This is a genomic window from Streptomyces sp. NPDC059255 (assembly GCF_042752355.1).
Taxonomy (GTDB): Bacteria; Actinomycetota; Actinomycetes; order Streptomycetales; family Streptomycetaceae; genus Streptomyces.
The window spans coordinates 477,415-502,366 of the sequence record NZ_JBHYZP010000001.1 but is presented as its reverse complement, the minus strand read 5'-3'; the positions used below and the strand labels follow the sequence as shown (position 1 = coordinate 502,366).

22 protein-coding genes are annotated in these 24,952 nt (G+C 72.7%); 7 read left to right on the top strand and 15 right to left on the bottom strand.

The genetic code is table 11. The features are described from left to right. Positions 1-50 precede the first annotated feature (50 nt). The 3 genes from ACFXKG_RS02145 to ACFXKG_RS02135 are packed head-to-tail and all read right to left on the bottom strand — an operon-like array spanning position 51 to position 3,488. A complete protein-coding gene (locus ACFXKG_RS02145) occupies positions 51-797 on the bottom strand; it encodes a succinate dehydrogenase/fumarate reductase iron-sulfur subunit (protein ID WP_384830827.1) in 747 nt (248 codons plus the stop codon). Further along, the gene (locus ACFXKG_RS02140) at positions 794-2,752 is read right to left on the bottom strand and encodes a fumarate reductase/succinate dehydrogenase flavoprotein subunit (protein WP_384830824.1); all 1,959 of its coding nucleotides are present in this window, start codon (positions 2,750-2,752) and stop codon (positions 794-796) included. Before ACFXKG_RS02140 ends, ACFXKG_RS02145 begins: the two co-directional genes overlap by 4 nt. 1 nt (position 2,753) lies before the next feature. After that, positions 2,754-3,488, bottom strand: coding sequence for a succinate dehydrogenase (locus ACFXKG_RS02135; RefSeq protein WP_384830821.1), 735 nt, complete (start codon positions 3,486-3,488; stop codon positions 2,754-2,756). A 93-nt stretch (positions 3,489-3,581) separates the two neighbouring features. Between ACFXKG_RS02135 and ACFXKG_RS02130 the strand changes: the two genes are divergently transcribed. After that, positions 3,582-4,514, top strand: a complete 933-nt coding sequence (locus ACFXKG_RS02130; protein ID WP_384830817.1) for a LysR family transcriptional regulator — start codon at positions 3,582-3,584, stop codon at positions 4,512-4,514. A gap of 43 nt (positions 4,515-4,557) precedes the next feature. Here ACFXKG_RS02130 and ACFXKG_RS02125 read toward each other — a convergent pair whose 3' ends face one another. From ACFXKG_RS02125 to ACFXKG_RS02115, 3 genes are all read right to left on the bottom strand, one after another. Beyond that, positions 4,558-6,726, bottom strand: coding sequence for a putative bifunctional diguanylate cyclase/phosphodiesterase (locus ACFXKG_RS02125; protein WP_384830814.1), 2,169 nt, complete (start codon positions 6,724-6,726; stop codon positions 4,558-4,560). Continuing rightward, entirely contained in the window at positions 6,723-7,535 is an 813-nt protein-coding gene (locus ACFXKG_RS02120) for an SAM-dependent methyltransferase (RefSeq protein WP_384830811.1), read from the bottom strand. The genes ACFXKG_RS02125 and ACFXKG_RS02120 overlap by 4 nt, the downstream gene beginning before the upstream one ends. Before the next feature lie 206 nt (positions 7,536-7,741). Beyond that, positions 7,742-8,731 carry an SCO0930 family lipoprotein gene (locus ACFXKG_RS02115; RefSeq protein WP_384830808.1) on the bottom strand — a complete coding sequence of 330 codons (990 nt, stop codon included), beginning with the start codon at positions 8,729-8,731 and terminating at the stop codon, positions 7,742-7,744. Between the two features lie 869 nt (positions 8,732-9,600). On the opposite strand from ACFXKG_RS02115, the gene ACFXKG_RS02110 reads away from it, so the two are divergent. Together ACFXKG_RS02110 and ACFXKG_RS02105 are read left to right on the top strand one after the other, a co-directional pair. Further along, positions 9,601-10,365, top strand: a complete 765-nt coding sequence (locus ACFXKG_RS02110; protein WP_384831745.1) for a hypothetical protein — start codon at positions 9,601-9,603, stop codon at positions 10,363-10,365. 174 nt (positions 10,366-10,539) lie between these two features. Then, positions 10,540-11,130 carry a hypothetical protein gene (locus ACFXKG_RS02105; RefSeq protein WP_384830806.1) on the top strand — a complete coding sequence of 197 codons (591 nt, stop codon included), beginning with the start codon at positions 10,540-10,542 and terminating at the stop codon, positions 11,128-11,130. A 152-nt stretch (positions 11,131-11,282) separates the two neighbouring features. Here ACFXKG_RS02105 and ACFXKG_RS02100 read toward each other — a convergent pair whose 3' ends face one another. Next, on the bottom strand, positions 11,283-11,768 hold the full coding sequence (locus ACFXKG_RS02100) for a hypothetical protein (protein WP_382893032.1): 486 nt from the start codon (positions 11,766-11,768) through the stop codon (positions 11,283-11,285). Between the two features lie 334 nt (positions 11,769-12,102). On the opposite strand from ACFXKG_RS02100, the gene ACFXKG_RS02095 reads away from it, so the two are divergent. Beyond that, positions 12,103-12,765, top strand: a complete 663-nt coding sequence (locus ACFXKG_RS02095) for a class F sortase (RefSeq protein ID WP_384830803.1) — start codon at positions 12,103-12,105, stop codon at positions 12,763-12,765. Between the two features lie 104 nt (positions 12,766-12,869). Here ACFXKG_RS02095 and ACFXKG_RS02090 read toward each other — a convergent pair whose 3' ends face one another. Continuing rightward, positions 12,870-13,763: a polysaccharide deacetylase family protein gene (locus tag ACFXKG_RS02090; protein ID WP_384830800.1), complete on the bottom strand. Its 894-nt coding sequence runs from the start codon at positions 13,761-13,763 to the stop codon at positions 12,870-12,872. Between the two features lie 93 nt (positions 13,764-13,856). After that, a complete protein-coding gene (gene lysX / locus ACFXKG_RS02085) occupies positions 13,857-17,222 on the bottom strand; it encodes a bifunctional lysylphosphatidylglycerol synthetase/lysine--tRNA ligase LysX (RefSeq protein ID WP_384830797.1) in 3,366 nt (1,121 codons plus the stop codon). 61 nt (positions 17,223-17,283) lie between these two features. Between lysX and ACFXKG_RS02080 the strand changes: the two genes are divergently transcribed. Beyond that, positions 17,284-17,742, top strand: coding sequence for a universal stress protein (locus ACFXKG_RS02080; RefSeq protein ID WP_384830794.1), 459 nt, complete (start codon positions 17,284-17,286; stop codon positions 17,740-17,742). Between the two features lie 89 nt (positions 17,743-17,831). On the opposite strand, the gene ACFXKG_RS02075 is transcribed toward ACFXKG_RS02080, so the two are convergent. Continuing rightward, complete coding sequence (locus tag ACFXKG_RS02075) at positions 17,832-19,037, bottom strand: CapA family protein (RefSeq protein ID WP_384830791.1); 1,206 nt, start codon at positions 19,035-19,037, stop codon at positions 17,832-17,834. A gap of 310 nt (positions 19,038-19,347) precedes the next feature. Between ACFXKG_RS02075 and ACFXKG_RS02070 the strand changes: the two genes are divergently transcribed. Then, positions 19,348-19,926 carry a sigma-70 family RNA polymerase sigma factor gene (locus ACFXKG_RS02070; RefSeq protein WP_384830788.1) on the top strand — a complete coding sequence of 193 codons (579 nt, stop codon included), beginning with the start codon at positions 19,348-19,350 and terminating at the stop codon, positions 19,924-19,926. On the opposite strand, the gene ACFXKG_RS02065 is transcribed toward ACFXKG_RS02070, so the two are convergent. Beyond that, positions 19,863-20,027 (bottom strand): zf-HC2 domain-containing protein, encoded by a 165-nt coding sequence (locus ACFXKG_RS02065; protein ID WP_382893018.1) that lies wholly within the window; start codon positions 20,025-20,027, stop codon positions 19,863-19,865. The genes ACFXKG_RS02070 and ACFXKG_RS02065 overlap by 64 nt on opposite strands. A gap of 173 nt (positions 20,028-20,200) precedes the next feature. On the opposite strand from ACFXKG_RS02065, the gene ACFXKG_RS02060 reads away from it, so the two are divergent. Continuing rightward, positions 20,201-20,815, top strand: coding sequence for a hypothetical protein (locus tag ACFXKG_RS02060; RefSeq protein ID WP_384830786.1), 615 nt, complete (start codon positions 20,201-20,203; stop codon positions 20,813-20,815). 63 nt (positions 20,816-20,878) lie between these two features. Here the strand turns inward: ACFXKG_RS02060 and ACFXKG_RS02055 are convergent, their stop codons facing one another. From ACFXKG_RS02055 to ACFXKG_RS02040, 4 genes are all read right to left on the bottom strand, one after another. Then, on the bottom strand, positions 20,879-22,069 hold the full coding sequence (locus tag ACFXKG_RS02055; protein WP_384830783.1) for a sensor histidine kinase: 1,191 nt from the start codon (positions 22,067-22,069) through the stop codon (positions 20,879-20,881). Between the two features lie 49 nt (positions 22,070-22,118). After that, complete coding sequence (locus ACFXKG_RS02050; protein ID WP_384830780.1) at positions 22,119-23,618, bottom strand: cation acetate symporter; 1,500 nt, start codon at positions 23,616-23,618, stop codon at positions 22,119-22,121. Further along, on the bottom strand, positions 23,615-23,980 hold the full coding sequence (locus tag ACFXKG_RS02045; protein WP_384830777.1) for a hypothetical protein: 366 nt from the start codon (positions 23,978-23,980) through the stop codon (positions 23,615-23,617). The genes ACFXKG_RS02050 and ACFXKG_RS02045 overlap by 4 nt, the downstream gene beginning before the upstream one ends. 168 nt (positions 23,981-24,148) lie before the next feature. Further along, complete coding sequence (locus ACFXKG_RS02040) at positions 24,149-24,898, bottom strand: LytR/AlgR family response regulator transcription factor (RefSeq protein ID WP_384830774.1); 750 nt, start codon at positions 24,896-24,898, stop codon at positions 24,149-24,151. Positions 24,899-24,952 lie beyond the last annotated feature (54 nt).

The window sequence follows — 24,952 nt, the reverse complement described above, 5'->3', positions numbered from 1 at the left end:
CGACCGGCGGAGGCGCCCCTCCCCAGGCAGGGCCGGGCCCGCGTCACGGGTCAGCGGGCGGCTTTGCGGGTCGCCCGCAGCCACTCCCTGTTCATGGCCGCGATGGACGGCAGCGGGATCCCCTTCGGGCAGGCGGTGGCGCACTCCCCCGCGAGGGTGCAGCCGCCGAAGCCCTCGTCGTCCATCGTGGCGACCATGTCGAGGACGCGGGTCTCACGTTCGGGCGCGCCCTGCGGCAGGACGTTGAGGTGGTTGACCTTGGCGGAGGTGAAGAGCATCGCGGAGCCGTTGGGGCAGGCCGCGACGCAGGCGCCGCAGCCGATGCACTCGGCGTGCTCGAAGGCGGAGTCGGCGTCGGGTTTGGGCACCGGGGTGGCGTGGGCCTCGGGGGCGGCGCCGGTGGGGGCGGTGATGTAGCCGCCCGCCCCGATGATCCGGTCGAAGGCGGAGCGGTCCACGACCAGGTCCTTGACGACGGGGAAGGCGCCCGCCCGCCAGGGCTCGACGTCGATGGTGTCGCCGTCGGCGAAGTGGCGCATGTGGAGCTGGCAGGTGGTGGTGCGTTCGGGTCCGTGGGCGTCGCCGTTGATGACGACACCGCAGGCGCCGCAGATGCCCTCGCGGCAGTCGTGGTCGAAGGCCACCGGCTCGTCGCCCCGGAGGATCAGCTCCTCGTTGAGCGTGTCGAGCATCTCCAGGAAGGACATGTCCTCGGAGATGCCGTCGATGCCGTAGGTGACCATGGCGCCGGGGGTGTCGGCGTCCGGCTGGCGCCAGACGCGCAGGGTGAGCCTCATGCGTAGCTCCGCTGGGTGGGGTGGACGTACTCGAAGACGAGGTCTTCCTTGTGCAGGACGGGCGCGCTGCCGGTGCCCCTGAACTCCCAGGCGGCGGCGTACGAGAACTCCTCGTCCCGGCGGGCCGCCTCGCCGCCCTCGGTCTGCGACTCCTCGCGGAAGTGGCCGCCGCAGGACTCGGTGCGGTGCAGGGCGTCGAGGCACATCAGCTCGGCGAGTTCCAGGTAGTCGACGACGCGGTTGGCCTTCTCCAGCGCCTGGTTGAGCTGTTCGCCGGTGCCGGGCACCTTGATCCGGCGCCAGAACTCCTCACGGATCTGCGGGATCCGGTCGAGCGCCTTGCGCAGCCCGCTCTCGGTGCGGGCCATCCCGCAGTGTTCCCACAGGAGTTCGCCGATCTCCTTGTGGAAGGAGTCGGGCGTACGGTCGCCGTCGACAGCGAGCAGCAGGCGCAGCCGGTCCTCGGTGTCGGCGACGGCCTCGGCGACCTCGGGGTGGGAGCCGTCGAGCGCCTCGTGGCGCGGGTGGCGGGCGAGGTAGTCGTTGATGGTGGACGGCAGGACGAAGTAGCCGTCCGCGAGCCCCTGCATCAGGGCGGAGGCGCCGAGCCGGTTGGCGCCGTGGTCGGAGAAGTTGGCCTCGCCGATCGCGAAGAGTCCCGGCACGGTGGTCTGGAGGTCGTAGTCGACCCAGAGCCCGCCCATCGTGTAGTGGATCGCCGGGTAGATCCGCATCGGGACCTCGTACGGGTTCTCGGCGGTGATCCGCTCGTACATCTCGAAGAGGTTGCCGTACTTCTCCTCGACGGCCTTGCGGCCGAGCCGGGCGACGGCGTCGGCGAAGTCGAGGTAGACGCCCTGGCCGCCGGGGCCGACGCCGCGCCCCTCGTCGCAGACGTTCTTCGCGGCGCGCGAGGCGATGTCGCGGGGGACGAGATTGCCGAAGGACGGGTAGATCCGCTCCAGGTAGTAGTCGCGTTCGTCCTCGGGGATCTCGGCGGGCGGGCGGGTGTCGCCGCGCGCCACGGGCACCCAGATCCGGCCGTCGTTGCGCAGCGACTCGCTCATCAGGGTCAGTTTCGACTGGTGGTCGCCGGAGCGCGGGATGCAGGTGGGGTGGATCTGGGTGAAGCAGGGGTTGGCGAAGTGGGCGCCGCGCCGGTGGGCCCGCCACACCGCGGTGGCGTTGCTGTTCTTGGCGTTGGTGGACAGGTAGAAGACATTGCCGTAGCCGCCGGAGGCGAGGACCACCGCGTCGGCGAAGTACGGGGTGATCGCGCCGGTGATCAGATCGCGGGCGACGATGCCGCGGGCCCGTCCGTCGATGACGAGCAGGTCGAGCATCTCGGTGCGGGCGTGCATCTCGACGGCTCCGGCGGCGATCTGCCGGGAGAGCGCCTGGTAGGCGCCGAGGAGGAGTTGCTGGCCCGTCTGGCCGCGGGCGTAGAACGTACGGGAGACCTGGACGCCGCCGAAGGAGCGGGTGTCGAGGAGCCCGCCGTACTCCCGGGCGAACGGCACGCCCTGGGCGACACACTGGTCGATGATCTCGACGGAGACCTCGGCGAGCCGGTGCACGTTGGACTCGCGGGCGCGGAAGTCGCCGCCCTTGACGGTGTCGTAGAAGAGCCGCTGGACGGAGTCGCCGTCGTTGCGGTAGTTCTTCGCGGCGTTGATGCCGCCCTGGGCGGCGATGGAGTGGGCGCGGCGCGGGGAGTCCTGGTAGCAGAACTGGACGACGTGGTAGCCCTGTTCGGCGAGGGTGGCGCCCGCGGCGCCGCCCGCGAGGCCGGTGCCGACGACGATCACGGTGTGTTTGCGGCGGTTGGCGGGGTTGACGAGTTTCGCCTCGAAGCGGCGCCGGTTCCACCGTTCGGCGACGGGTCCGTCCGGCGCCTTGGTGTCGGTGAGCGGTTCACCGGTGGTGTATTCGGCGTAGCGGGTGGGTTCGTTCATGTCAGCTCACCACTCCGGTCATGACGGCGACGGGTACGGCGACGAAGCCGGCGGTCAGCACCAGCGCGAGGGTGTTGGCGGCGGTCTTCAGGACGCGGTCGCGGGTGGCGCTGCCCACGCCGAGGGTCTGCGCGGCACTCCAGAAGCCGTGCCGGACATGGAGTCCGAGCGCGAGCACGGCGAGGATGTAGATCGTGTTGCCGTACCAGGTGGAGAAGGTGTCCAGGACGTTCTGGTAGGGGCGGCCCGGCTGGAATCCACCGGGGTGCACGGTGCCGGTCGTCAGGTCGAGGATGTGCCAGACGATGAACAGGGCGAGGATGATCCCGCCCCAGCGCATGGTGCGGGTCGCGTAGCTCGCGCGCGGCCGCCGGTGGACGTAGCGGTTCGGGCGCGCCGCGATGTCGCGGCGGCTGAGCTGGTAGGCGCACACCCCGTGCAGCACGACGGCGACGACGAGGACGATCCGTACGAGCCACAGGGCCCATTCGTAGTGCAGCAGCGGCTCGCCCATGGTGCGCAGCCAGTGGGCGTATCCGTTGAACTCGGACGCCCCGAAGAAGATCTTGAGGTTGCCGAGCATGTGCGCGACGAGATAGCCGAGCATGATCAGGCCGCTCACGGCCATGACCGTCTTCTTCCCCACCGTCGATCGCCAGAGAGTACGGGTCAGGGACGGCCGTTTGCCCGTCCCGTCCGCCCTCTCCGTCCTGTCCGTCCGCGTTGCCAGAGCCATGTTCATGACGCTAGGCCGCCGCGCCCGAGAGGTCCAAGACATGGTCCGGCTGATCTCCATAGCCTGTGGCTATCGTGGTCGTATCCTGGGGAGATGCAGTTCCAGCAGCTGGTGTATTTCGTGGCCGTCGCCGAGACCCGGCACTTCACCCGCGCCGCCGAGCGGGTGCATGTCTCGCAGCCGTCGCTCTCGCAGCAGATCAGGGCGCTGGAGAAGGAGCTCGGCGCGGAGCTGCTGAGCCGCGCCCGGGGCAATGTCGCCCTCACCGACGCGGGCGAGGCGCTGCTGCCGCTGGCCCGGCGGATCCTCGCCGACGCCGAGACCGCGCGGGTCGAGGTCCAGGAGCTGGCGCAGCTGCGGCGCGGCCGGGTCAGGCTGGGCGCGCCGCCGAGTCTGTGCACGGGGCTGCTTCCCGAGGTGCTGCGCGCCTTCCACGACCTTCACCCGGGCATCGAGCTGCTGATCGAGGAGAGCGGTTCGCACGATCTGGTACGGGAGCTGGCGCGCGGGGCGCTCGACCTGGCGCTGGTGGTGATGCCGCTCCCGGCCGCGTCCCCCGCGCTGACCACGGTCGAGCTGCTCCAGGAGGACCTGGTGGTGGTCTCCTCGCCGAGCCTCCCGGCCCCCGGCCGCCCGGTGCGGATCGCCGATCTGGAGGGCCGGCCGCTGGTGATGTTCCGGCACGGCTACGACCTGCGCGAGCTGACCGTGGCCGCCTGCCGGGCCGCCGGGTTCGAGCCGTCGTTCACCGTGGAGGGCGGCGAGATGGACGCCGTGCTCGGTTTCGTACGGGCCGGGCTCGGCCTGGCGGTGGTGCCGAGCATGGTGGCGGCGCGGGCGCGCGACCTGCGGGTCACGGCCCTGGCCAGGCCGGGGCTGCGCCGTACGATCGCGCTCGCCCACCGCAGCGATGTCGCCCCGCCGCGCGCCGCCCGCGAGCTCCAGAAAGTGCTGCTGGCCACCCAGGGCGCGACCGTCGCGACGGCGGGGCGGGCGACGACAGGGCGGGCGGCGTCGGGACCCTGAGGCCGCCGCCGCGGGCGCCCGCCCCACTGGAAGACCGCTCCGGTCAGACGGCGTCCGCCAGCGACAGCGTGTGCAGCTGCTCGGGCGGCCCCGGCCTGGCGTAGTACCAGCCCTGTGCCGTGTCGCAGCCCAGCCGGCGCAACTGCTCCGCCTGCGCCCCCGTCTCCACGCCTTCCACCGTCACGGCCAGCTCCAGGCTGTGCGCCAGGGAGACGATCCCCTCGACGATCTTCAGATCGACCGGATCGGCGGGATGCTGCTGCATTCCCTGGGTGAAGGAACGATCCAGCTTGAGCACGCTCACCGGCAGCCTGCGCAGATTCGCCAGGTTCGAGTAGCCGGTGCCGAAGTCGTCGAGCGCGATGTCCACGCCCATCTCGGCGAGCTGGCGCAGCGGCTTGAGCAGATCCTCGTCGGCGCCGATCAGCGCGGACTCCGTGACCTCCAGGCAGAGCGATCCCGGCGGGAACCCGATCCGTTCCAGCACCTCTACCGTGTCGGCGACGAGTCCGGGGTGGTGGAGCTGGGCCGGGGAGAGGTTCACATTGATCCGCAGCGGTCCGCCGAGCGCGCCCTCCGGCAGCTCCTGCTGCCAGAACCGGGCCTGCCGTACGGACTGTTCCAGCACCCAGCGGCCGAGGGGCACGATCAGCCCGGTGTGCTCGGCGAGCGGGATGAACCGGTCGGGGCCGAGCACGCCGTGCTGCGGGTGGGACCAGCGCACCAGCGCCTCCGCGCCGTGCACGGTGCCGTCGTCGAGATCGACCAGCGGCTGGTACTCGATGAAGAACTCGCCGCGCTCCAGGGCCGCCGGCAGCGCCGTGGTCAGCCCGTGCCGGGTGATGGCGCGGGCGTCGGCCTCCGGATCGGCCACCTCGTAGCGGTTGCCGCCCGCCGCCTTGGCCCGGTACATCGTGATGTCCGCGCTGCGCAGCACCTCGGCGGCGCTCCGCCCGGCGGACGGCCCCTCCACGATGCCGATGGAGCCGCGCACGGTGAACTCCCGGCCCTCCAGCCGGATCGGTGTGGTCAGCACGTTGAGGATCCGGGAGGCGAGGTCGGTCACCTTGCCCTCGGTGCCGGGCCCGGTGGTCAGCGCCACGAACTCGTCGCCGCCGATCCTGGCCACCATCTCGCCCTGCGCGGTGGCGCACGACTGGAGCCGGTCCGCGACCTCGACCAGCAGCCGGTCGCCGGAGGAGTGGCCGAGGCTGTCGTTGATCGCCTTGAAGCCGTCGAGATCGAGGTAGCAGAGGCCGAAGCGCGCGTCGTCGCCCGCGGCGAGCGTCTTCTCCAGCCGCTCGAAGAACAGTGTCCGGTTGGGCAGTCCGGTCAGCGCGTCGTGGGTGGCCTCGTACCGCAGCCGCAGATGGAGCAGCCGCCGCTCGGTGGTGTCCTCCATCAGCGCGAGCTGGTACTGCGGGGCGCCTTCGGCGTCCCGGAGCAGCGAGAGCGTCAGATTGGTCCACAGCACGGTGCCGTCGTTGCGGTAGAACGCCTTCTCGACCCGGAAGTGTTCGCGTTCACCGCGCACCAGTTCGCCGTACATCCGCCACACATGGGGCGAGTCCTCGGGGTGGACCCATTCGCTGATATTCCGGCTGCGGACATGGTGTTCGAGCCCGCCGAACATCTGGGTGAGGGTGTCGTTGACCTCCAGTACGTTGCCGTCGAGGTCGCCGATGCCGATGCCGATGGCCGCGCCCTCGAACACCGCGTGGAAGCGGGTCTGCGTGGCGTGGAGGGCGTCCTCCGCGTCGCTGCGCGCCGCGAGCGCGGAGCGCGCGATGGCCTCCTGCTCGGCGAGGGTGCGCTCGCGCAGCGCCTGGGCGTACGCGGCGGCCAGCGTGTGCTGGAGGCGGGCGCACCGGGCGCGGCTGTCCTCCGCGGGGAGTTTGTCCGTACCGCAGTAGAGGATCAGGTACGAGTCGATGACGCCGAGCGTGCGGTTCAGCGCCTCGGGGTCGGTGCAGTGCGCGGCGACCAGGCCGGCGCCGACCGTTCCGCCGGGCGTGGTGTCGAAGGAGCGCGCGTGCAGGGCGTCGCGCAGCAGGCGGGCCAGCGGCAGCAGGCACTCCTCGAACTCGGCGCGGGTGAGCGGTGTGGCCGTCGCAGGGAAGACCGCGCGGCTCCAGATCGTCGCGAACCGTCTGAGCCGGTCCTCCAGGCCGTCCGGGTCCGCCGGGCCCGCGGCCTCCTCCGGCACGCTCACGCCGTACGTCCCACTCCGGCGAAGCCCGAATAGGCGTACGGATCCTCCTGGTCGGCGGGGCCGGCGGGGCGCCAGTCGGGCATGGAGACCACGCCGGGCTCGACCAGTTCGAAGCCGTCGAAGAACCGGGCTATCTGCTCGCGGGAGCGCATCACCAGCGGATTACGGATGTCCGAGTAGACGGCGACGGAGGCGTCCGTGTCCTCCGGGGAGACCGGGACGCCGTCGTACGAGGCGTGGGTGATGGTGAGAAGGCTGCCGGGGGCGAGCGCGTCCCGCAGCTCGGCCACCGCCCGGTAGGGCTGGTCCTTGTCCTCGACGAAGTGGAGGACGAAGTTGAGCAGCACCGCCACGGGCCGCTCCAGGTCGAGCAGTGCCGCCGCCTCCTGGCTGCGCAGGATCTTGCCGGGCTCACGGAGGTCGGCGTTCACGACGGCGGCGTTGGCGTTGCCTTCGAGGACGGCCCTGCTGTGGGCCACGGCGACCGGGTCGTGATCGACATAGAGGACTTTGGCGTCCGGGTCGAGCGCGGCGGCGATCTCGTGCACATTACCGACGGCCGGAATACCCGATCCGATGTCGAGGAACTGGCTGATGCCCTGCGCCGAGGCGAATTCCACCGTGCGGCGCATGAACGCGCGGTTCGCTTTCATGATCTTGGGAAGTCCCGGCATGAACTCCATCGCCCGGCGAGCGGCCTCCCGGTCCACCTCGAAATTGTGCGAACCGCCCAGATAGTAGTCATACATACGGGAAACGCTCGGCACCGAAAGGTCGATGCCCTGCGGGGCCCAGGCGGGACGCTCCATCGATGTCTCCAACAAGTCGCCACGGAGTGCGGCCTGATAGCGGCCGGTTGTTCGAGCCGAGGCTACTGATCGACCGCCAAGAGAGCGAGCCCAAACGGAAATTAGCGATCCGTTCTTGGTCACATACAGTCGGCATGTGCATGTGGTCCGCCGCCACACCGAGGAGTGTGGCGGCGGACCATGGGGCCGGAGGCGCGGCGTGGGGACTACTCGGACGCTCCGACCAGCTCGTTGTCGGGAGAGACGGCGAACCAGGTGCCGCCGACGCCCTGACCATTGGTGTCACCGGGCTTCTTGTCGCCGGCGAAGGTGTAGATGGGCGAGCAGTTGAGGGTCTGCTGCTTGATTCCGTCGGGCCGGTCGAAGGTGACGAAGCCCTTCGTGGTGACGCCGTCGACGTCGTTCTTGGCGACGGGGGCGACCACCGGCCACTTGTCGAGGCAGGCGTCGACGCAGGCGGTCTTCATGGGCCACGCGGTGTCCTTGGTGAACCGGTAGACCGTCATGCCGTTCTTGTCCACCACGATGTCGCCGAGCTTCGGGTCCTTGCGGACCGAGAGGCCGGCGAGGTCGCCCGAGGGCTCCTCGGCGGAACCGGAACCGCCCTCGGCGGCCGCCGGGGACGCCTTCTTGCCGTCGGGGGCGGACGCGAACCAGGTGCCGCCCACGTTCTGGCCGTTGGCGTCGCCGGGGCTGGTGTCCTTGACGTACCGGTACATCGGCCAGCCGTCGACGGTGAGCTGCTTGGTCCCGTCGGTCCGGGTGATCTCGCCGAGCAGGGAGGCGTCGGTCCCGGCGGCGGCCTTGGCGTCGCCCGCGGCCACGACGGGCCAGGTCTTGGCGCAGTCGCCCTCGCAGTTGGACTTCGGCGGCTCCGGCGTGTCCTTGTCGAAGCGGTAGAGGGTGAAGCCCTCACTGTCGGTGAGGACCTTGCCCAGCTTCTTGCTGTCCCACACGGCGAGCTGCCCCGCGGGCTTGGCGGCGGCCGCCGTACCGGCGCCGGCCCCGGCAGCCCCCGGCGCACCGGCGCCGGGTGCCGCCTCGTATCCGCTCCCGCTGCCGGCGGCGCCGGCCGGGTTCGCGGCGCCGACGGACTGTCCGTTGGTGTTGGTTCCCTGTTCCTGACCGCACGCCGTCGTCAGGGCCAGTACGGCCGCCGCGGTGGCCGCGAGCGAGGCGTTCCGCCAGGTTTTCATGTCAGCTCCCGTTATCCATTGGCCAGTTGAGGCGCTCAAGTGCGCTGCTCATGGTCCTAAGTACGGAGCGGAGGCACCCTCTTGTTCAACGCGGCCGGAAAAAACTTTCGAGGCGTGTTGTCGTCGTCGCCAAATACCCCCTATCCGGGGGAATCCGACCAACTTCCGGCGTGCCGGGGCCCGATGAGGAACAAGCTCCTGCCCGTGCATGGATCGCTCGTCGGACGGCTGCTCGCGGCCGCCGCTCTCATCTCGCTGTCGGCCGCCGCCCCGGCGCCCGCCGCGGCGGACAGTTGCGCCTACGCCTCGGCCGGTCAGGGCGGCACGGGGTGGGCGGTGGCCGTCGCGGGCGGCGGCGACTGCCGGCCGAAGCCGCCCCCGCCACCGCCACCCGAGCCACCGCCGAAACCACCGCCGCCGCCCACTCCCCCACCACCTCCGCCTCCGCCTCCGCCTCCGCCACCACCCTCCCCGCCTCCTCGGCCGACGCCGCCGCCACCGCCCGTGGTGGTCACGCCGAAGCCGCCGCCACCGCCCGTCGTCCGGCCGACGCCCCGGCCGCCCCGGCCCGCACCGGCCCCGCCGCCCGCCGCGGCGCCCCGGCCCCGGCCGGTGGCCGTCGCACCGGCGCCGGTGGTGGTCGCACCGGAACCGCCCCCGCCCGCCCCGTCACCGTCACCGAGTCCAAGTCCGAAGCCGGCCCCGACCGCCGTGGCCCTGCCCGCCTACCACCCGGCGACTCGTCCCCAGCCGCCCGGCGGCAGCTCGCCCGTCGTCCGGATGCTCCTGATCACGGCCCCCGCCGTGCTCGCCGCGGCCGTGCTGCGCCCCCGCTCCCGCCCCCGTTCCCGCTGATCCACGGAGGTCCCATGTCGGACTGGCTCGTCCTGGGCATCGCGATGGCCGCCGCCTGCGCGGTCGTCCTCACCATCGTCATCTTCAACAACCGGGACGTCGACGAGGACGACGACCCCAGCGAGACCCCCGGCGTCATGGACTACATGACGATGATGATCGGCGTGGTCTACGCCATCGTCCTCGGGCTCGCGATCGCCGGGGTCTGGGAGGCCAGGGGCGCCGCCCAGGAGTCCGTGCGCCAGGAGGCCCAGGCGCTCCACGAGATCCGGCAGCGCGTACAGGTCTACCCCACGGCGGTACGGGAGCAGATCCGCGGCGACGTCGACGCGTACGTCTCGTACGTCGTGCGCACCGAGTGGCCGCACCTGGCCGAGCACGAGACGCTCAGCGCGAAGGGCACCCAGCTCTTCGACCGGCTGCGCACCGACGTCACCCGGTACGCGCCCCGGACCGACCTGGAGGGCCAGGCGTACCAGCCGCTGGTCGACCAGGTGGCCGCCGCCGACGACGCCCGGGGCGCCCGCGGGCAGAACGCGGGGGACACGATGCCGGGGGTGGTCTGGTTCGGCCTCATCATCGGCGCCGTGGTCACCGTAGGGATGATCTTCGTGCTGGGGATCCGCCGCTCGTTCCGCGAACTGCTGCTGGCAGGGGTCTTCAGCGTGCTGATCGCCTTCCTCCTCTTCCTCATCTGGGACTTCGACGCCCCGTACGGACGCGGTATCGGGGCGACCACGGCCCCCTTCCTCGATCTCTTCCCGGGCACCGGCGGCTGACCGGCGGCGGGCGGGGCACGGCCGTCGTCCGCCCGGGGGACGGCCGTGCCCCGTTCGCCCGTCAGCGATCGCGGCCGTGATAGGGCACGCCTAGCGTTTCCGGCATCGAGGCGCATGTACGGCTTGGGTGGAAAGAGGTTCCACTGCTGCTCCTCGGGGACCCGGAGGCTCATCATGCGCGCGATACGTGCCACCACCACCGCTCTGCTGGGAGTGGCCGCACTCGCCCCGACGGCGCCCACCGCGGCGGCGGCCGTGCACGGCGGGTCCACGCCGTTCGGCTTCACGGTCACCCCCTCCACCGTCGCCCCCGGCGGCAGGGTGACCCTCGGCGTGACCAACTGCGCGTCCTCCGCCACCGTGTCCTCCGCGGTCTTCGACACCGTGACCGTCCCCTCGGGCCGTACGGCCGCCGCCACCGTGGACTGGGACGCGAAGCGGGGCTCGGTGTACCAGGTCTCGTTCACCTGCAACGGCACGACCGGCCGTACCAACCTCACCATCGCGAGAGCGGCGAGCACCCCGACCAGCGCACCGACCCGCGCGCCGACCCGTACGCCAACCCGTACGCCGGCCCGTACGCCGACCCGCGCACCGACGGTGGCCACCACCAGCGTCGCGCCCGCCGGGGTACGCGGCGGTCTGGGCGGCAGTGTCGGCGGGGTCGGCTCGGGTGAACTCGCCACGGGCACGGCACTCGTGGTGGCCGCGACGGCCGGGAGCGCCTGGACCATACGCCGCCGGACGGAGGGCCGCGCCCACTGACGGTGTTCCCCGCCGTCGTCCCCTTCGAGCGCCGTCCGCCCCTCGAACGCCCGTCGCCCCGAGCCGCTCTCCGGCTCGGGGCGACGGGCATTCGGGCTCTTCCCGGCCCGACGGGGCGGCCCTGGCCGTGGCGGCCCGCCGGGAGGGCCCGGTCAGACGCCCGCGGCGAGCGCCCGGCGACGGCGGGCGAGGAACACCGACCCGCCGACGGCGCCCACGGCGACCAGCCCACCGCCCAGCGCCATCTCCGTGGAACTGGGACCGACGGAACCCCCGAGCCCGCCGAGCGCCCCGCGCCCCTCCACCACCCGGAACTGGTGGGTGACGGTGCGCGGGTCGTCACTGCACCGGACGGCCAGGTTGTAGTGGCCGGGCGTGGTGAAGTCATGGATCCGGGCGCGGGCCGAGGAGTGCCCCGAGGAGTTGACGGACAGTTCGACCCGGGAAAAGGCGTTGGACGTGACCGTGCCTCCATGGCCGCAGCCCTCCACACGGATGTGGAGCGTGCCGCCCCGGTGCACCTCGAACGGGTCGACGGAGACTTCGCGGGGGCCATTGGTGGCGCCGGCCAGCGGGGCGGAGAGCGCCACGGCCGCGCAGGCGGTCGCGGTCACCGCGAGAGCGCGTGAAGCACGCATCGTTGAACCTCCAGCGGAAGACGCCCCAAAGCGGCGCTCCGGGAAATTCGACGAGAACGCCTTCCATGACGAACCCTCACCGGGCAACCGGAAACGCGCATTTCGACCGCGCGTGCACAGGTACCGCGACACGCCGTCAGAAGGGCCGCTCCGCAGGGCCGAGCCGCAGGTCACGGACCGTCAGAAATTTTGTCGGCCGCATTACTCGGTTGGGGCGGTGCGCTGACCCGCCCGGGGTATTCCCGGCTCGGGCCTCACCCGTTCGCCCGCCCCTGATCGCCGGTCGGCCGCTCCGCCCTTACCGTGCCTCCAGGTCGCCCACGAAGGGAGAATTATGGGCCAGGACCATCACGCCCCGGAGTCGAGGAAGCGCTCGCCGTGGGGCGTACTGGCTCTCGTCATGCTCACGGGGATCGCCCTGATGCGCAACGGGGTGGACGCACCGCTGGGGCCGCCGCAGCCGGCGTCCGCGGCGGCGCCGGTCAGCAGGCCCGACCCGGCCGCGCTCGCCATTTCCGCCGTGCCGGACATCAAGCCCCTGCCGTACGCCCCGATGTCCCGGATCCGCATCGAGGCGATCAAGGTGGACGCCCCGGTGATGGACGTGGGGCTCGACCCGGACGGCTGGATCGCCGCCCCGCCGCCGCAGGACCCCAATCTGGCCGGCTGGTACCAGAACGGGGTGTCACCGGGGCAGCGCGGCACCGCCGTGGTGGTCGGCCATGTCGACAACCAGGCGGGTCCCACCGTCTTCTACGGGCTCGGCGCGCTGGCGAAGGGCCGGCATGTGGAGGTCGACCGGTACGACGGCACGACCGCGGTGTTCGAGGTGTACGGGGTCGAGGTCTTCGCCAAGAACGACTTCCCGGGTTCGCGGGTCTACGGAGACACCGGCCACCCCGAGCTGCGGGTGATCACCTGCGGCGGCGGCTACTCCAGGGCCGGGGGGTACGACGGCAACGTCGTCGTCTTCGCCCGGATGGTCGGCACGCGCTGACGGTACGGGGGGCCGGCCCCGGGCCAGCCCCGCCCCGGGACCGGCCCCCGTACCCCTCCCGGCCCCCGTACCCCTCCCGTCCACCGCTCCGCTCTGCTCCCGACTCAGCGGTGCGGCACCGCGATGCGGTAGCCCCCGTCCAGCAGCCTGGGCAGATAGCGGCGCAGCGCCGCCACGCTCTGCGAGCGGTCGCCGCCCGCGTCGTGCGAGAGGATGACGACCCCCGGGCCCGCGCCGTCCAGCACCCTGCGGACGATCGTGCCGGTGCCCGGCGTGGTCCAGTCGAGGGTGTCGACGGTCCAGGCCAGCGGTTCCATGCCCATTTCCGCGCCGAGTTCGAAGGAGTGCCGGTTCCAGGCGCCGTACGGGGCGCGGTACCAGAGCGGCGTGGCCCCGACGGTCTCCTCGACCACCTCGCTGGTGCGCTCCAGCTCCCCGCGGATCCCGGAGCGGGTGAGCTTGGTCATCTGCGGATGCGACCAGGAGTGGTTGCCGATGACATGGCCGTCGTCGGCGATCTCCCGCAGCAGATCGCGGTGGACGTCGGCCATCTCGCCGCAGACGAAGAACATCGCGCGGACGTCGTGGTCGCGCAGGGTGCGCAGGATGCCCGGGGTGTACGCGGGATCGGGCCCGTCGTCGAAGGTGAGCACCATGGTGCGGCCCAGATCGGGCAGTTCCAGGAAGGGCCTGTGGCGGACCGGGGGCAGGGGTCTGCCGACCCCGGTCCGCCCGCCCTCGGTCAGGGGCTGGAGCCGGTACGTGGAGGGCCGCAGACCGACCGCGGCCGGTGGCCCCGCGGCACCCGGCCCGGCGGCGCCCAGTCCCGAGGCGCCCGGTGCCGGCAGGTCCGGGCCGGCCGGAGGCGGCGGCCCGGCGGGGCGGCCGGGTGTGCCGGCCTCTCCGGTGCTGAGCATCCGGGCCGTGACGGCGACGCCGAGACAGGCGGCGATCCGGAGCATCCCACGGCGCCCCAGAATCATCTGATCCTTTTTCATGACCAATGGTTCATACGGCGGATCGGCCACGCCGTTCACCAACACTGGATATCCCGGGGAAAGCACCCGATGGGATGAGGGAGGGAGCGGAACTCACCCCCCGCGCACCAGCGGGAACGGCAGTGTCTCACGGATGGTCAGCCCGGTGAGAAACATGACGATCCGGTCCACACCCAGCCCCAGACCGCCGGTGGGCGGCATCGCGTACTCCAGCGCCGCCAGGAAGTCCTCGTCGAGCTCCATCGCCTCGGGGTCGCCGCCCGCGGCGCGCAGGGACTGCGCGGTGAGCCGCCGCCGCTGCTCCTGCGGGTCGGTCAGCTCGGAGTAGGCGGTGCCCAGTTCGGTGCCGTACGCGACGAGGTCCCACCGCTCGGCGAGACGCGGGTCGGCCCGGTGGCCCCGGGCGAGCGGCGAGACGTCGGCCGGGAAGTCCTTGTAGAAGACGGGCTCCCCGGTCCTCTCCTCCACCAGCCGCTCGTACATCTCCAGCACGACCTCGGCCCGCGTGTCGTCCGGGGTGTGCGGCACGCCCGAGCGGTCGCACAGCCTCCGCAGCGCCGCCTCGCCGGTGCCGGCGCCGATCTCCTCGCCGAGCGCTTCGGACAGGGCCCCGTAGACCGTCCTGACCGGCCAGCGCCCCGACAGGTCCACCTCGGCGGTCCGGCCGTCGGGGCCCTTCCTGCGGGCGACCGGCGCGCCGTAGGCGGCGGTCGCCGCGCCCTGGATCAGCTCACGGGCCAGATCGAGCATCACGTCGTAGTCGGCGTACGCCTGGTACGCCTCCACCATGGTGAACTCGGGATTGTGCTTGGCGGAGACGCCCTCGTTGCGGAAGGTGCGGCCCAGCTCGAAGACCTTCTCCAGGCCGCCGACGCAGAGTCGCTTGAGATAGAGCTCGGGCGCGATCCGCAGGGTGAGGTCGAGGTCGTAGGCGTTGCTGTGGGTGGTGAACGGCCGGGCGTTGGCGCCGCCGTGCACCCGCTGGAGCACCGGCGTCTCGACCTCCAGATACCCGCGGTCCAGCAGCCCTTGGCGCAGCGCCCGGACGACGGTGGAGCGGACGCGTACGACCGTACGGGCACCGGGCGTGACCATCAGGTCCAGCGCGCGCAGCCGGACCCGGGCCTCGGGGTCGGTGAGGCCGTGCCGTTTGTCGGGCAGCGGGCGCAGGCAGACGCCGGTGAGCCGCCAGTCGGTGACGAAGACGGAGAGCTCACCGAGGTCACTGGCGCCGATCTCGCCGGTGGCGGTGAGCTGGTCCCCCAGGTCGATGTCGGCGGTGAAGCGGCGCAGGGACGCCGCGCCGGCCGTGTCGCGGGCCAGGACGAGCTGGAGGTCGCCGGACCAGTCGCGCAGGACGGCGAAGACGACGCCGCCGAAGTCGCGCAGCGCCATCACCCGGCCGGCGACGGTGACCCGTTCGCCGGTACGGGAGCCGGCCGGCGGCGCGGGGTGCGCGGCCCTGATCCCCGCCAGGGTGGCGGTGGGGGGCACCACGCCGACGGGGTAGGGATCCGTGCCCGCCGCGCGCAGCCGTTCCGCCTTGCGGTGGCGGATCCGTATCTGCTCGGGCGGCCGGCGCTCCCGCGCGGCGGTCACGGTCCCTGGCCCCGGCAGCCGCAGCGCGTCGATGGCGGGCAGCCCCGCGGTGGTGGCCGGTCCCGCGACGCGGGTACGGGCGCGCCACCGGCCCCGGGTGGCCCGCAGACCGGGGACGGTGACGAAGCCCTCGGCGATGCCGGAGGCGAGGGCGATCCGGGCGAGGGAACCGGCGTCGCCGTAGCAGAGGAAGCGGGGGAACCACCGTGGCCGGTACTTGACGTTGGAGCGGTACAGGGCTTCGAGCTGCCACCAGCGGGAGAAGAAGAGCAGCAGCCTGCGCCAGAACCGCAGCACGGGGCCCGCGCCGATCCGGGCGCCCTCCTCGAAGGCGGCGCGGAAGACGGCGAAGTTGAGGGAGATCCGGCGGACGCCGAGCGAGCGGGCCTGGTCGCACAGCTCGGCGACCATGAACTCCATGACGCCGTTCGGGGCGGCGCGGTCGCGTCGCATCAGGTCGAGGGAGACGCCGTCGGGGCCCCAGGGGACGAAGGAAAGCAGGGCGATCAGGGTCCCCTCGGCGTCCCGTGCCTCGACGAGCAGGCACTCCCCGTCCCCGGGGTCGCCGAGCCGGTCCAGCGCCATGGAGAAGCCGCGTTCGGTCTCGGTGTCGCGCCAGGCGTCGGCGCGGTCGATGATCTGGTCCATCTCCGGCCCCGTGAGCGCCGAGTGCCGGCGGATCCGGACGGTGGCGCCGGTCCTGCGGACCCGGCCGACGGCCTGCCGGATGACCCGCATCTCGGGCCCGGCGAGGTCGAACCGGCCGGTCAGGAGGATCGCCTCGTCGCCGAGCTGGATGGCACCGAGCCCGGCCCGGGCGTAGGCGGTGGCGCCGTCCTCGGAGGCCCCCATGACCGCCGGGGCCCAGGCGTAGCGCCGGGCGAGGTCGAGCCAGGCCTCGATGGCGGGGGCCCAGGCCGCGCGGTCGCCCACCGGGTCGCCGCTGGCGAGGGCGACACCGGTCTCGACGCGGTAGGTGACGGCGGCCCGGCCGTTCGGCGAGAAGACGACGGCCTTGTCGCGGCGGGTGGCGAAGTAGCCCAGCGAGTCCTGGGCTCCGTACGCCCCGAGCAGGGCGCGGATCCGGGGTTCCTCGTCGCCGTGCAGGGCGGACTCGATGCGCTGCGAGCGGAAGAGGGTCGCGGCCGCGGTGAGCAGGGCGACCGCGCCGAACAGGCCGAGGACGAAGGAGACCGGGTGGGGTGGACGGCCGTCGAAGACGCCGTCGGAGACCAGCCCGCCGAGCACCCGGTTGGCGGCCCACAGCAGGTGCTGGCTGCCCGCGAGGGTGCCGGGGAAGGCCGTGACCAGTCCCCAGCCGGCCAGTACCCCGGCGGCCAGCCCGACGACCAGCACGAGCAGTGCCCTGAGGACGGAGCCGTGGCGGGTCTCCGCGTAGAAGTGGCGGCGCGCCAGGAGCAGCACGCAGATCGCGACGGCGCAGAGCAGGAGGTTGGGCAGCCACTCCCATTCGGCGGCGGTCACCAGCAGCAGGTCGCCGAGGACGAGCAGCCCCAGATAGACGATCACCAGCCACCAGGCGACCTTCTTCCTGGCGCCGACGGCCGCGGCCAGGAGCAGCAGGAAGACCGCGTAGGCGAGGTTGTCGCTGAGAGGGACGACCACGGTGTCGAGGAAGCGGGTGACGGGGGCGAGCAGCCGGCGCAGCGGGACGATGAGCGCGATGGCCGCGCAGTACACGCCGAGGCCGACGAAGAACGCCGCGAGGGCGCCCGGCACCCGGCGCAGAAGGCGGCCGGGGGCGGCTCCGGTCCGCCGCGCCCGCTCCGTCCCGCGTCGCGGCCCGCGGTCCGGCCCCCGCTCCGGTGGCCGCACCCGTCTCCGCCTGCCGACCCTCATGATCAGCACTCTAGGCAGACCGGCGTCGGGGTGCCCGTCGGGAGCGGATACCCTGCGTGCCGTGACTCAGCAGCCAACCAAATTCGAACGCGGCACCGACGGTCCGAAGGTGATCGTCGTCGGTGTGGACGGTTCCCAGTCCTCGTTCCGCGCCGCCGCGTACGCCGGCGGTCTCGCCCGGCGGCAGAACGCGCTGCTGGCGATCGTCTACGTACAGCCCGTGCTGACGGCGGGCGCCGCCCTCGGCGCCCCGGTCGCCGGGACGACCGGGGAGATCGCCGAGGAGCTGGTGGCGGAGATCCGCGAGTCGGTGGAGCGGGTCAAGGACAGCTGGGACGTCCGCTGGGAGTTCCACACCTTCCACGGGGACCCGTACAACGGCCTGGTCACCGCGGCCGACGAGCTGACGGCGGACGCGGTGGTGGTCGGCGCGTCGGAGTCGGCGGGGCACCGGTTCGTCGGTTCGGTGGCGGTACGGCTGGTCAAGGCGGGGCGCTGGCCGGTGACGGTCGTTCCGTAACGGCCCGCCCGCGGACATCCTGGCCGTCCGTACGCCGTCATCCGTACGCCGTACGCCGCCGTACGCCGCCGCCGTCCGGTCGGCGTCCGTCAGCCGTCGCCCTCGGTGAGCCCGTCGGCGGCGGCGCCGCGGCTCAGCACCGCCTCGGTGATGGACGACCTGGCCTCCCGGTAGTCGTCGCGGTCGGGGTCGTCGCGCAGGGCGCGCGGCAGGCTGACGACACGCCCGGAGGTGAGGTCCATGAGCTGCGGGACGAACTCGGCCTTCTCGACCCGCCAGCGCTGTCCCGGCGCGGCGGGCGGCGCGAAGGTGAATCTGCCGATCGAGCCCTGGTTGCCGCGTCCGTCCTGGTCGCCGTCGTCGTTGGCCATGGTGCCGGCGATCTGGTCGCCCATCCCGTAGATGATCCAGGTCCCGTTGACCTTCTCGTACGCCTGCGGGACATGCGCGTGGGTGCCGAGGATCAGGTCGATGTCGGGGCGGCCCCCGGTGCGGGACGCGGTGAGCTTCCGGCCCAGACCGAGCTGGTCGTCGTCGGGCTCGGTCTGCCACTCGGTGCCCCAGTGCACGCTGACCACGACGATGTCGGCGCCCGCCGCGCGGGCGGCGCGCGCGTCGGCGACGATCCGGCGCTCGTCGATGAGGTTGACGGCCCAGGGCTGCCCTTCGGGGAACGGCTGGTCGTTGGTGCCGAAGGTGTACGCGAGTTGGGCGACCCGGGCGCCGCCGCTCGCGGTCAGCAGGGCCGGCCGGCGGGCCTCGGCTGCGGAGCGGGCCGAGCCCGTGTGCTTCAGCCCGGCCCTGTCGAAGGCGTCGAGGGTGCGGCGTACGCCGTCGGCGCCGTCGTCCAGGGTGTGGTTCGAGGCGGTGGAGCAGGAGTCGTAGCCGGTCGCGCGCAGGCCCGCGGCGATCTGGGGCGGGGAGACGAAGGCCGGGTAACCGGAGAACGGTCCGTCCTCCTCGCCGTACACCGTCTCCATGTGGCAGATCGCCAGACCGGCCCCGGAGACGACCGGTTTCACCCCGGCGAGCATGGGCCGGAAGTCGTATCCGTCGCCGTCGTCCGAGGCCTCTTGGCCCCAGGCGATCACGGAGTCGTGCGGCAGGACGTCGCCCGAGGCGACGAGCGTGAAGCCGCGCTGCGCGCCGGAGCCCGCGGCCCCTGAGGCGGACGCGGCGCCGTGCCCCGGCGGCCCGTGGGGGACGGCCGGCCGGCCGGGGGCGCTGCAGGCCGCCATGGTGCCGAGGAGCAGCGCGGCGGCGGCCACGGCTCCCTGTCGCATGCGCTGGGTCATCGGGAAGGCTCCGGTTTCGGTGTCACGGTCCGCATCGCGGTCGCTGGAGCGATACGGACAGAAGGGGGAATACCGTCCCGATGAATCCATATAGTCACATAAACGTATGTCAATGAACCAAGCCGACAGCACGCCTGAAAGGGCCCGAACGCCACCGGGCGACCGTTCACCGCACCACTCGCCGCAGTGAGCGACCGCTCGTCGCAGATCTCGGTGCGCTCCCTGTCCCTCGGCGCCGCCATGCGTTCGGATACGGCAGGCGGCAGCGAATCACCGCAGGACAGCGACCCCGACGGGAAGGGCGTTCACGATGACCACCGCCACGGCCACGGAGACGACCGACGAACGGGCGCTGGCGGAGCTTCAGCGCGACCACGGCCCCGCCCTGCTCAACTTCCTGCTGGGACTGACCTACGGCGACCGGCAGCGCGCCGAGGATCTGCTCCAGGAGACCCTGGTACGGGCGTGGCTCCACCCCGAGGCGTTCGAGGGGCCCTTCGAGTCGATGCGGCCGTGGCTCTTCACCGTCGCCCGCAGGCTCGCGATCGACGCGCGCAGATCACGCCTCGCGCGCCCCCCGGAGGTCAGCGACGGGGTCCTGGCCGCCACCGCCGACCCCGAGGACCGCACCGAGAGCACGGTCGCGGCGCTGGACGTGCGCCAGGCGGTGCAGACGCTGAGCCGTGAGCACCGCGCGGTGCTCGCCCAGATCTACTTCCGCGGACTGAGCGTGAACGAGGCGGCGCGTGCGCTCGGCATCCCGCCCGGCACGGTCAAGTCCCGTTCGTACTACGCCCTGCGGGCACTCTCCCGCGAGCTGCCCGGCTACCGCAGGTCCTCCTCGTCCAGCAGCGCGAGCAGCGACGGCACGTCGGCCACCTCCAGGTAGGCGGCGCCACACGCGTCACACCGCGCGAGGTGGCCCGCGACCCGGCGGTCCTCCGCCGGGCCGAGCGCCTCCAGCACATAGGCGCCCAGAAGCGACCGCACATGCGGACCGGAATCGTCCGCTCCATCGCCGGGCGCGTCACTCTCGGCCCCACCCGTCACAATCCGCCTCCGTCCGCCGCCGGATCCTGCCCTTCTGGCCACGCGGGGCGGTCTCCGCCGGTTCAATGCTCCCTTAAGCACGCTTCGGGGGAAGAAAGGAAGGCGGAAAAGCAATGCGTCCGGAATGTACCGAAGGGGCAGGCAGCGGTGGCCTTCTGGTGCCCATGGCTTGGATGTACGCCGAGTACATCGCCGACGAGCTGCTGCGCACCGGTGATCTGATGCCACCCACGACGCTGGAGTACCGGGCGGGCCGGGACGCGCTCGCCCTGACCATCTTTCTCTCGGACAGTTCGGTGGGCGGCCCGCGTGTCGTGGCCAGGATGGAGGAATGGCGCTCACTGACGGCGTACGGGACCTCCTGGCGGGAGTGGGTGTGCGGGCGCCTCGACCTGCTGGAGGCGGCCGACTTCGAGTCGGCCTCCGAGGTCCGCGACCCGGATCTGGCGCTGGCCGGTGAGGCCTGGCGCTGGCTGGAGGAGACGGAACTGCTGGCGCCGGACCTCGACGCGGTGGGCCCGCCGCGCGGGACCGGGACGGCGTGGCGCGGGGGCGGGTCCGCGGCGGAACCGGCGGCCGGGTGCGGGGAGTTCGCCGACGGATACCCCGGCGGGTTCGCCGACGGGGCCGCCCACGGGTTCGCGGGGGAGGAGGAGGGTCCGCAGGTGTGGACGCCCGCCTGGCAGCTCGGGCTGCCGCTCGGCCATCTCGCGATCCATCTCTTCTGATCCGGCCGTCTCCTCCGATCCGGCGGGCCGGTGCCGGGCGCGCCCGGCGGGACCGGCGCCCGGTCAGGTGCCGTGCACCCCCGCGCGGTACTTGGGCACCCGTACCGTGATCTTCGTGCCCGCTCCGACGCCGGTCTCGATGACCAGGCCGTACTCGTCGCCGTAGACCTGGCGCAGCCGTTCGTCCACATTGAGCAGCCCGATGCCGGTGGAGGCGTCGCCCTCGCCGCGCAGGATCCGGCGCAGCCGGTCCGGCTCCATCCCGACACCGTCGTCCTCGATCACCACCTCCGCCTCGGCGCCCGCGTCGAGCGCGCTGATGGTGATACGGCTCGTGGTGACGGCTCCTTCGAGACCGTGCTTGACGGCGTTCTCGACGAGGGGCTGGAGACAGAGGAACGGCAGCGCCACCGGCAGCACTTCGGGGGCGATCTGCAGCGTGACCGAGAGCCGTTCGCCGAACCGGGCCCGGACGAGCGCCAGATACTGGTCGATCGAGTGGAGTTCGTCGGCGAGGGTGGTGAACTCGCCGCGCCTGCGGAACGAGTAGCGGGTGAAGTCCGCGAACTCCAGGAGGAGTTCACGGGCCCGCTCCGGGTCGGTGCGGACGAAGGAGGCGATGGCGGCCAGCGAGTTGAAGATGAAGTGCGGGGAGATCTGCGCCCGCAGCGCCTTGATCTCCGCCTCGATCAGCCGGGTGCGGGAGCGGTCCAGCTCGGCGAGTTCGAGCTGCACGGAGACCCAGCGGGCCACCTCCCCGGCCGCCCGGGCGAGCACCGCGGACTCGCGCGGCGCGTAGGCGATCAGGGTGCCGAGCACACGGTTGTCCACGGTCAGCGGGGCGGCCACGCCCCAGCGCAGCGGGCAGTCGAGATCGTCGCAGCCGTCCGCGAAGGCCGTGCCGCGCCCGCTGGCGAGCAGCCCCTCGACCCGTTCCATCGCCCGCCCCGCGTGGTGTCCGCCGAGCCCGTCCCAGGCGAGGACGCCCTCCCGGTCGGTGAGGCAGAGCGCGTCGGTGCCGAGCAGGGAGCGCAGCCGGTGGGCGGCCTTGCCCGCACTCTCCTCGGTGAGTCCGGCCCGGAGCGGGGGCGCGGCGAGCGAGGCGGTGTGCAGGGTCTCGAAGGTGGCGTGCTCGACGGGGGTGCCGACGTCGCTGATCCGCTCGGGGCGCGCGGTACGGCGCCCGAGGACGAAGCCGCCCGCGAGGAGCAGCGGGCCGAGCACGATCAGCACGGCGAGCGCGGCTCCGCTCATGGCGCGCCCCCTTCGACTCCGTTCGCGAGGCGCCGTCGGCAGGTTCCGTTCACCGGGTGCCTCCCGTACTGTCCCGGCCGCCCGGCATCAGGGCCTCCGGGAGGTGGAAGCGGGTCATGGCGGCGTTGGTGCCGGGCGGTATCCGGCTCCGGGTGGCCAGCGAGACCAGGATCATCGCGAGGAAGCCGACCGGTACGGACCACACGGCGGGCCAGGCCAGCAGCGCGTGCGGCCAGCCGGACCGTACCGTACCGCTCACCGTGATCACCGTCGCCGCGAACGAGAGACCGCCGCCGAGCAGCAGCCCGGCGATCGCGCCGGGCGGGGTGAGCCGCCGCCACCAGATCCCGAGCACGAGCAGCGGGCAGAACGACGACGCGGAGACCGCGAAGGCCATCCCGACGGAGTCCGCCACGGGGATCCCGCTGACCAGCAGCGAGCCGCCGAGGGGGACGGCCATGGCGAGCGGGGTCGCCAGCCGGAAGTCCCGGACCCCGCGCGAGGGCAGGACGTCCTGGGTGAGCACCCCCGCGACGGCCGTCGTCAGTCCGGAGGCGGTCGAGAGGAACGCGGCGAACGCCCCGCCCGCGACCAGCGCGCCCAGCAGATCGCCGCCGAGCCCGCCGATCGCGCGCTCCGGCAGCAGCAGGACGGCGGCGTCGGCGTCCGCGCCGCCCGGCAGTCCCGGCACGTACAGCCGGCCCAGCGCGCCGTACACGGGCGGCAGCAGGTAGAACGCGCCGATCAGCGCGAGAACCACCACCGTGGTGCGGCGGGCGGCCCGCCCGTTGGGGCTGGTGTAGAAGCGGACGACGACATGGGGCAGCCCCATCGTGCCGAGGAAGGTCGCCACGATCAGTCCGTAGGTGGCGTAGAGCGGGTGGTCGGCGCGTCCGGCGAGGTCGCCCGTCAGATCGAGGTCCACGGGCGGCCGGCCGTCGCCCTGCCAGGCCAGCAGCAGGAAGATCGCGGGGACGAGGAGCGCGGTGAGCTTGAGCCAGTACTGGAACGCCTGCACGAAGGTGATGCTGCGCATCCCGCCCGCCGCGACGGCCACCACCACGACGAGGGAGACGAGCACCCCGCCGAACCAGCCGGGCGCACCGGTGAGGATCTTCAACGTCAGCCCAGCGCCCTGGAGTTGGGGCACGAGATAGAGCCAGCCCGCGCCGACCACGAAGACGCTCACCAGCCGCCGCACCGCCCGTGACTCCAGCCGCCCCTCCGCGAAGTCCGGCAGGGTGTACGCGCCCGAGCGGCGCAGCGGGGCGGCGACGAAGACGAGCAGCACGAGGTAGCCGGCGGTGTACCCGACCGGGTACCAGAGCATGTCGGGGCCGTGCAGCAGCACCAGCCCGGCGACCCCGAGGAAGGAGGCGGCGGAGAGGTATTCGCCGCTGATCGCCGCGGCGTTGAGGGCGGGACCGACCGAGCGGGAGGCGACGTAGAAGTCGGAGGTGGTACGGGAGATCCGCAGCCCGAAGCCGCCGACGAGGACGGTGGCGAGGACGACGACGGCGATCGCCACGGCGGGATGGCTCTGGCTCACGGGGCGGGCCGGCCCTTCACCAGCCGGGCGAAGTCGCGTTCGTTGCGCTCGGCGCGCCGCACGTACCACCAGGCGAGGAGGGTGATCAGCGGATACGCGGCGAAGCCCAGCACGACCCAGACGGCGGTGGCGTCGCGCAGCGTGGCGAAGGCGAGGGGCAGGGTGCCCGCCACGAGGGCCAGCACCGCGAACGCGGTGAGCCCGGCCCGTAGTTGACTGCGCATCAGGGAGCGGACGTACGCGTCGCCGAGCGCGGTCTGCTCGGCTATCTCCGCCTGGGCGCGGTAGCGCGGCAGGGGCCGTACGCGCCGGGGCTCACCGGTGACGGTCTCACGGCGCGGCGCCGCGGGCTCCCCCGCCATGGTGTCTCCTCCCCGCCGTACGCTCCGTACCGCCGTGCCTTCGTAGCGCCGTACGCCCCGTACCGCCGTACGCTCCGTGCCTTCGTACCCTCCGTGCCGGGCCTCCGGTCCTGCGGCGGCTCGCGCCCGGAGTGTACGCAGCCCGGCGATCCGAGGGGAAGGCCCTGGTCAGCGACCGGTCTGCCGCATCAGCAGATCCCTCAGCGCGCGGGCGTGGCGGCGGCTGACGGCCAGCTCGGCGTCGCCGACGCGGACGCTCATCGCGCCCGCGTCCAGCCGCATCTCGTCGATCCTGGCCAGCGCGACGAGATGGCGGCGGTGGATCCGTACGAACCCCCGCGCCCGCCAGCGCTCCTCCAGCGTGGTCAGCGGGATCCGTACGAGGTGGCTGCCGGTGCCGGTGTGCAGCCGGGCGTAGTCGCCCTGCGCCTCGGCGTAGGCGATGTCGTCGACGGCGACGAAGCGGATCACCCCGCCCAGTTCGACCGCGATCTGGTCGGCCGCGGGGGCGGCGGTCGGCGTACGCTCCCCCACCAGCCCGTCGACCCGTCGCACGGCCTCCGCCAGCCGCTCCCTGCGGACGGGCTTGAGGACGTAGTCGACGGCCTTCAGGTCGAACGCCTGGACCGCGAAGCCCTCGTGGGCGGTGACGAAGACGATCAGCGGGGGCTCGGCGAACCCCGCGAGGAGCCGGGCGACGTCGAGTCCGCTCAGCCCGGCCATGTGGATGTCGAGGAAGACGACATCGACGGCGGCGGGGTCGTCGGGCCCGGCTTCGAGGGCCGCGCCGATCCTGCGCAGCGCCTCGGTCGCGCTGGTGGCGCCCTCGGCCCGCCGGATCCGCGGATCGGCCCTGAGCAGGTAGAGAAGCTCCTCCAGGGCCGGTTCTTCGTCGTCCACAGCCAGTACACGCAGCATGACGCCGGAGTGTAGGGGTTAGGTCAGGCTTTCCTTGAATGATTCGGCGCTCCG

What these genes read in the sequence shown, in the direction of transcription:
- ACFXKG_RS02145 (WP_384830827.1), bottom strand. Translation starts at nt 797, where the DNA reads ATGAGGCTCACCCTGCGCGTCTGGCGCCAGCCGGACGCCGACACCCCC.
- ACFXKG_RS02140 (WP_384830824.1), bottom strand. Translation starts at nt 2,752, where the DNA reads ATGAACGAACCCACCCGCTACGCCGAATACACCACCGGTGAACCGCTC.
- ACFXKG_RS02135 (WP_384830821.1), bottom strand. Translation starts at nt 3,488, where the DNA reads ATGGCTCTGGCAACGCGGACGGACAGGACGGAGAGGGCGGACGGGACG.
- ACFXKG_RS02130 (WP_384830817.1), top strand. Translation starts at nt 3,582, where the DNA reads ATGCAGTTCCAGCAGCTGGTGTATTTCGTGGCCGTCGCCGAGACCCGG.
- ACFXKG_RS02120 (WP_384830811.1), bottom strand. Translation starts at nt 7,535, where the DNA reads ATGGAGCGTCCCGCCTGGGCCCCGCAGGGCATCGACCTTTCGGTGCCG.
- ACFXKG_RS02115 (WP_384830808.1), bottom strand. Translation starts at nt 8,731, where the DNA reads ATGAAAACCTGGCGGAACGCCTCGCTCGCGGCCACCGCGGCGGCCGTA.
- ACFXKG_RS02110 (WP_384831745.1), top strand. Translation starts at nt 9,601, where the DNA reads ATGTCGGACTGGCTCGTCCTGGGCATCGCGATGGCCGCCGCCTGCGCG.
- ACFXKG_RS02105 (WP_384830806.1), top strand. Translation starts at nt 10,540, where the DNA reads ATGCGCGCGATACGTGCCACCACCACCGCTCTGCTGGGAGTGGCCGCA.
- ACFXKG_RS02100 (WP_382893032.1), bottom strand. Translation starts at nt 11,768, where the DNA reads ATGCGTGCTTCACGCGCTCTCGCGGTGACCGCGACCGCCTGCGCGGCC.
- ACFXKG_RS02095 (WP_384830803.1), top strand. Translation starts at nt 12,103, where the DNA reads ATGGGCCAGGACCATCACGCCCCGGAGTCGAGGAAGCGCTCGCCGTGG.
- ACFXKG_RS02090 (WP_384830800.1), bottom strand. Translation starts at nt 13,763, where the DNA reads ATGAAAAAGGATCAGATGATTCTGGGGCGCCGTGGGATGCTCCGGATC.
- lysX (WP_384830797.1), bottom strand. Translation starts at nt 17,222, where the DNA reads ATGAGGGTCGGCAGGCGGAGACGGGTGCGGCCACCGGAGCGGGGGCCG.
- ACFXKG_RS02075 (WP_384830791.1), bottom strand. Translation starts at nt 19,037, where the DNA reads ATGACCCAGCGCATGCGACAGGGAGCCGTGGCCGCCGCCGCGCTGCTC.
- ACFXKG_RS02070 (WP_384830788.1), top strand. Translation starts at nt 19,348, where the DNA reads ATGACCACCGCCACGGCCACGGAGACGACCGACGAACGGGCGCTGGCG.
- ACFXKG_RS02060 (WP_384830786.1), top strand. Translation starts at nt 20,201, where the DNA reads ATGCGTCCGGAATGTACCGAAGGGGCAGGCAGCGGTGGCCTTCTGGTG.
- ACFXKG_RS02055 (WP_384830783.1), bottom strand. Translation starts at nt 22,069, where the DNA reads ATGAGCGGAGCCGCGCTCGCCGTGCTGATCGTGCTCGGCCCGCTGCTC.
- ACFXKG_RS02045 (WP_384830777.1), bottom strand. Translation starts at nt 23,980, where the DNA reads ATGGCGGGGGAGCCCGCGGCGCCGCGCCGTGAGACCGTCACCGGTGAG.
- ACFXKG_RS02040 (WP_384830774.1), bottom strand. Translation starts at nt 24,898, where the DNA reads ATGCTGCGTGTACTGGCTGTGGACGACGAAGAACCGGCCCTGGAGGAG.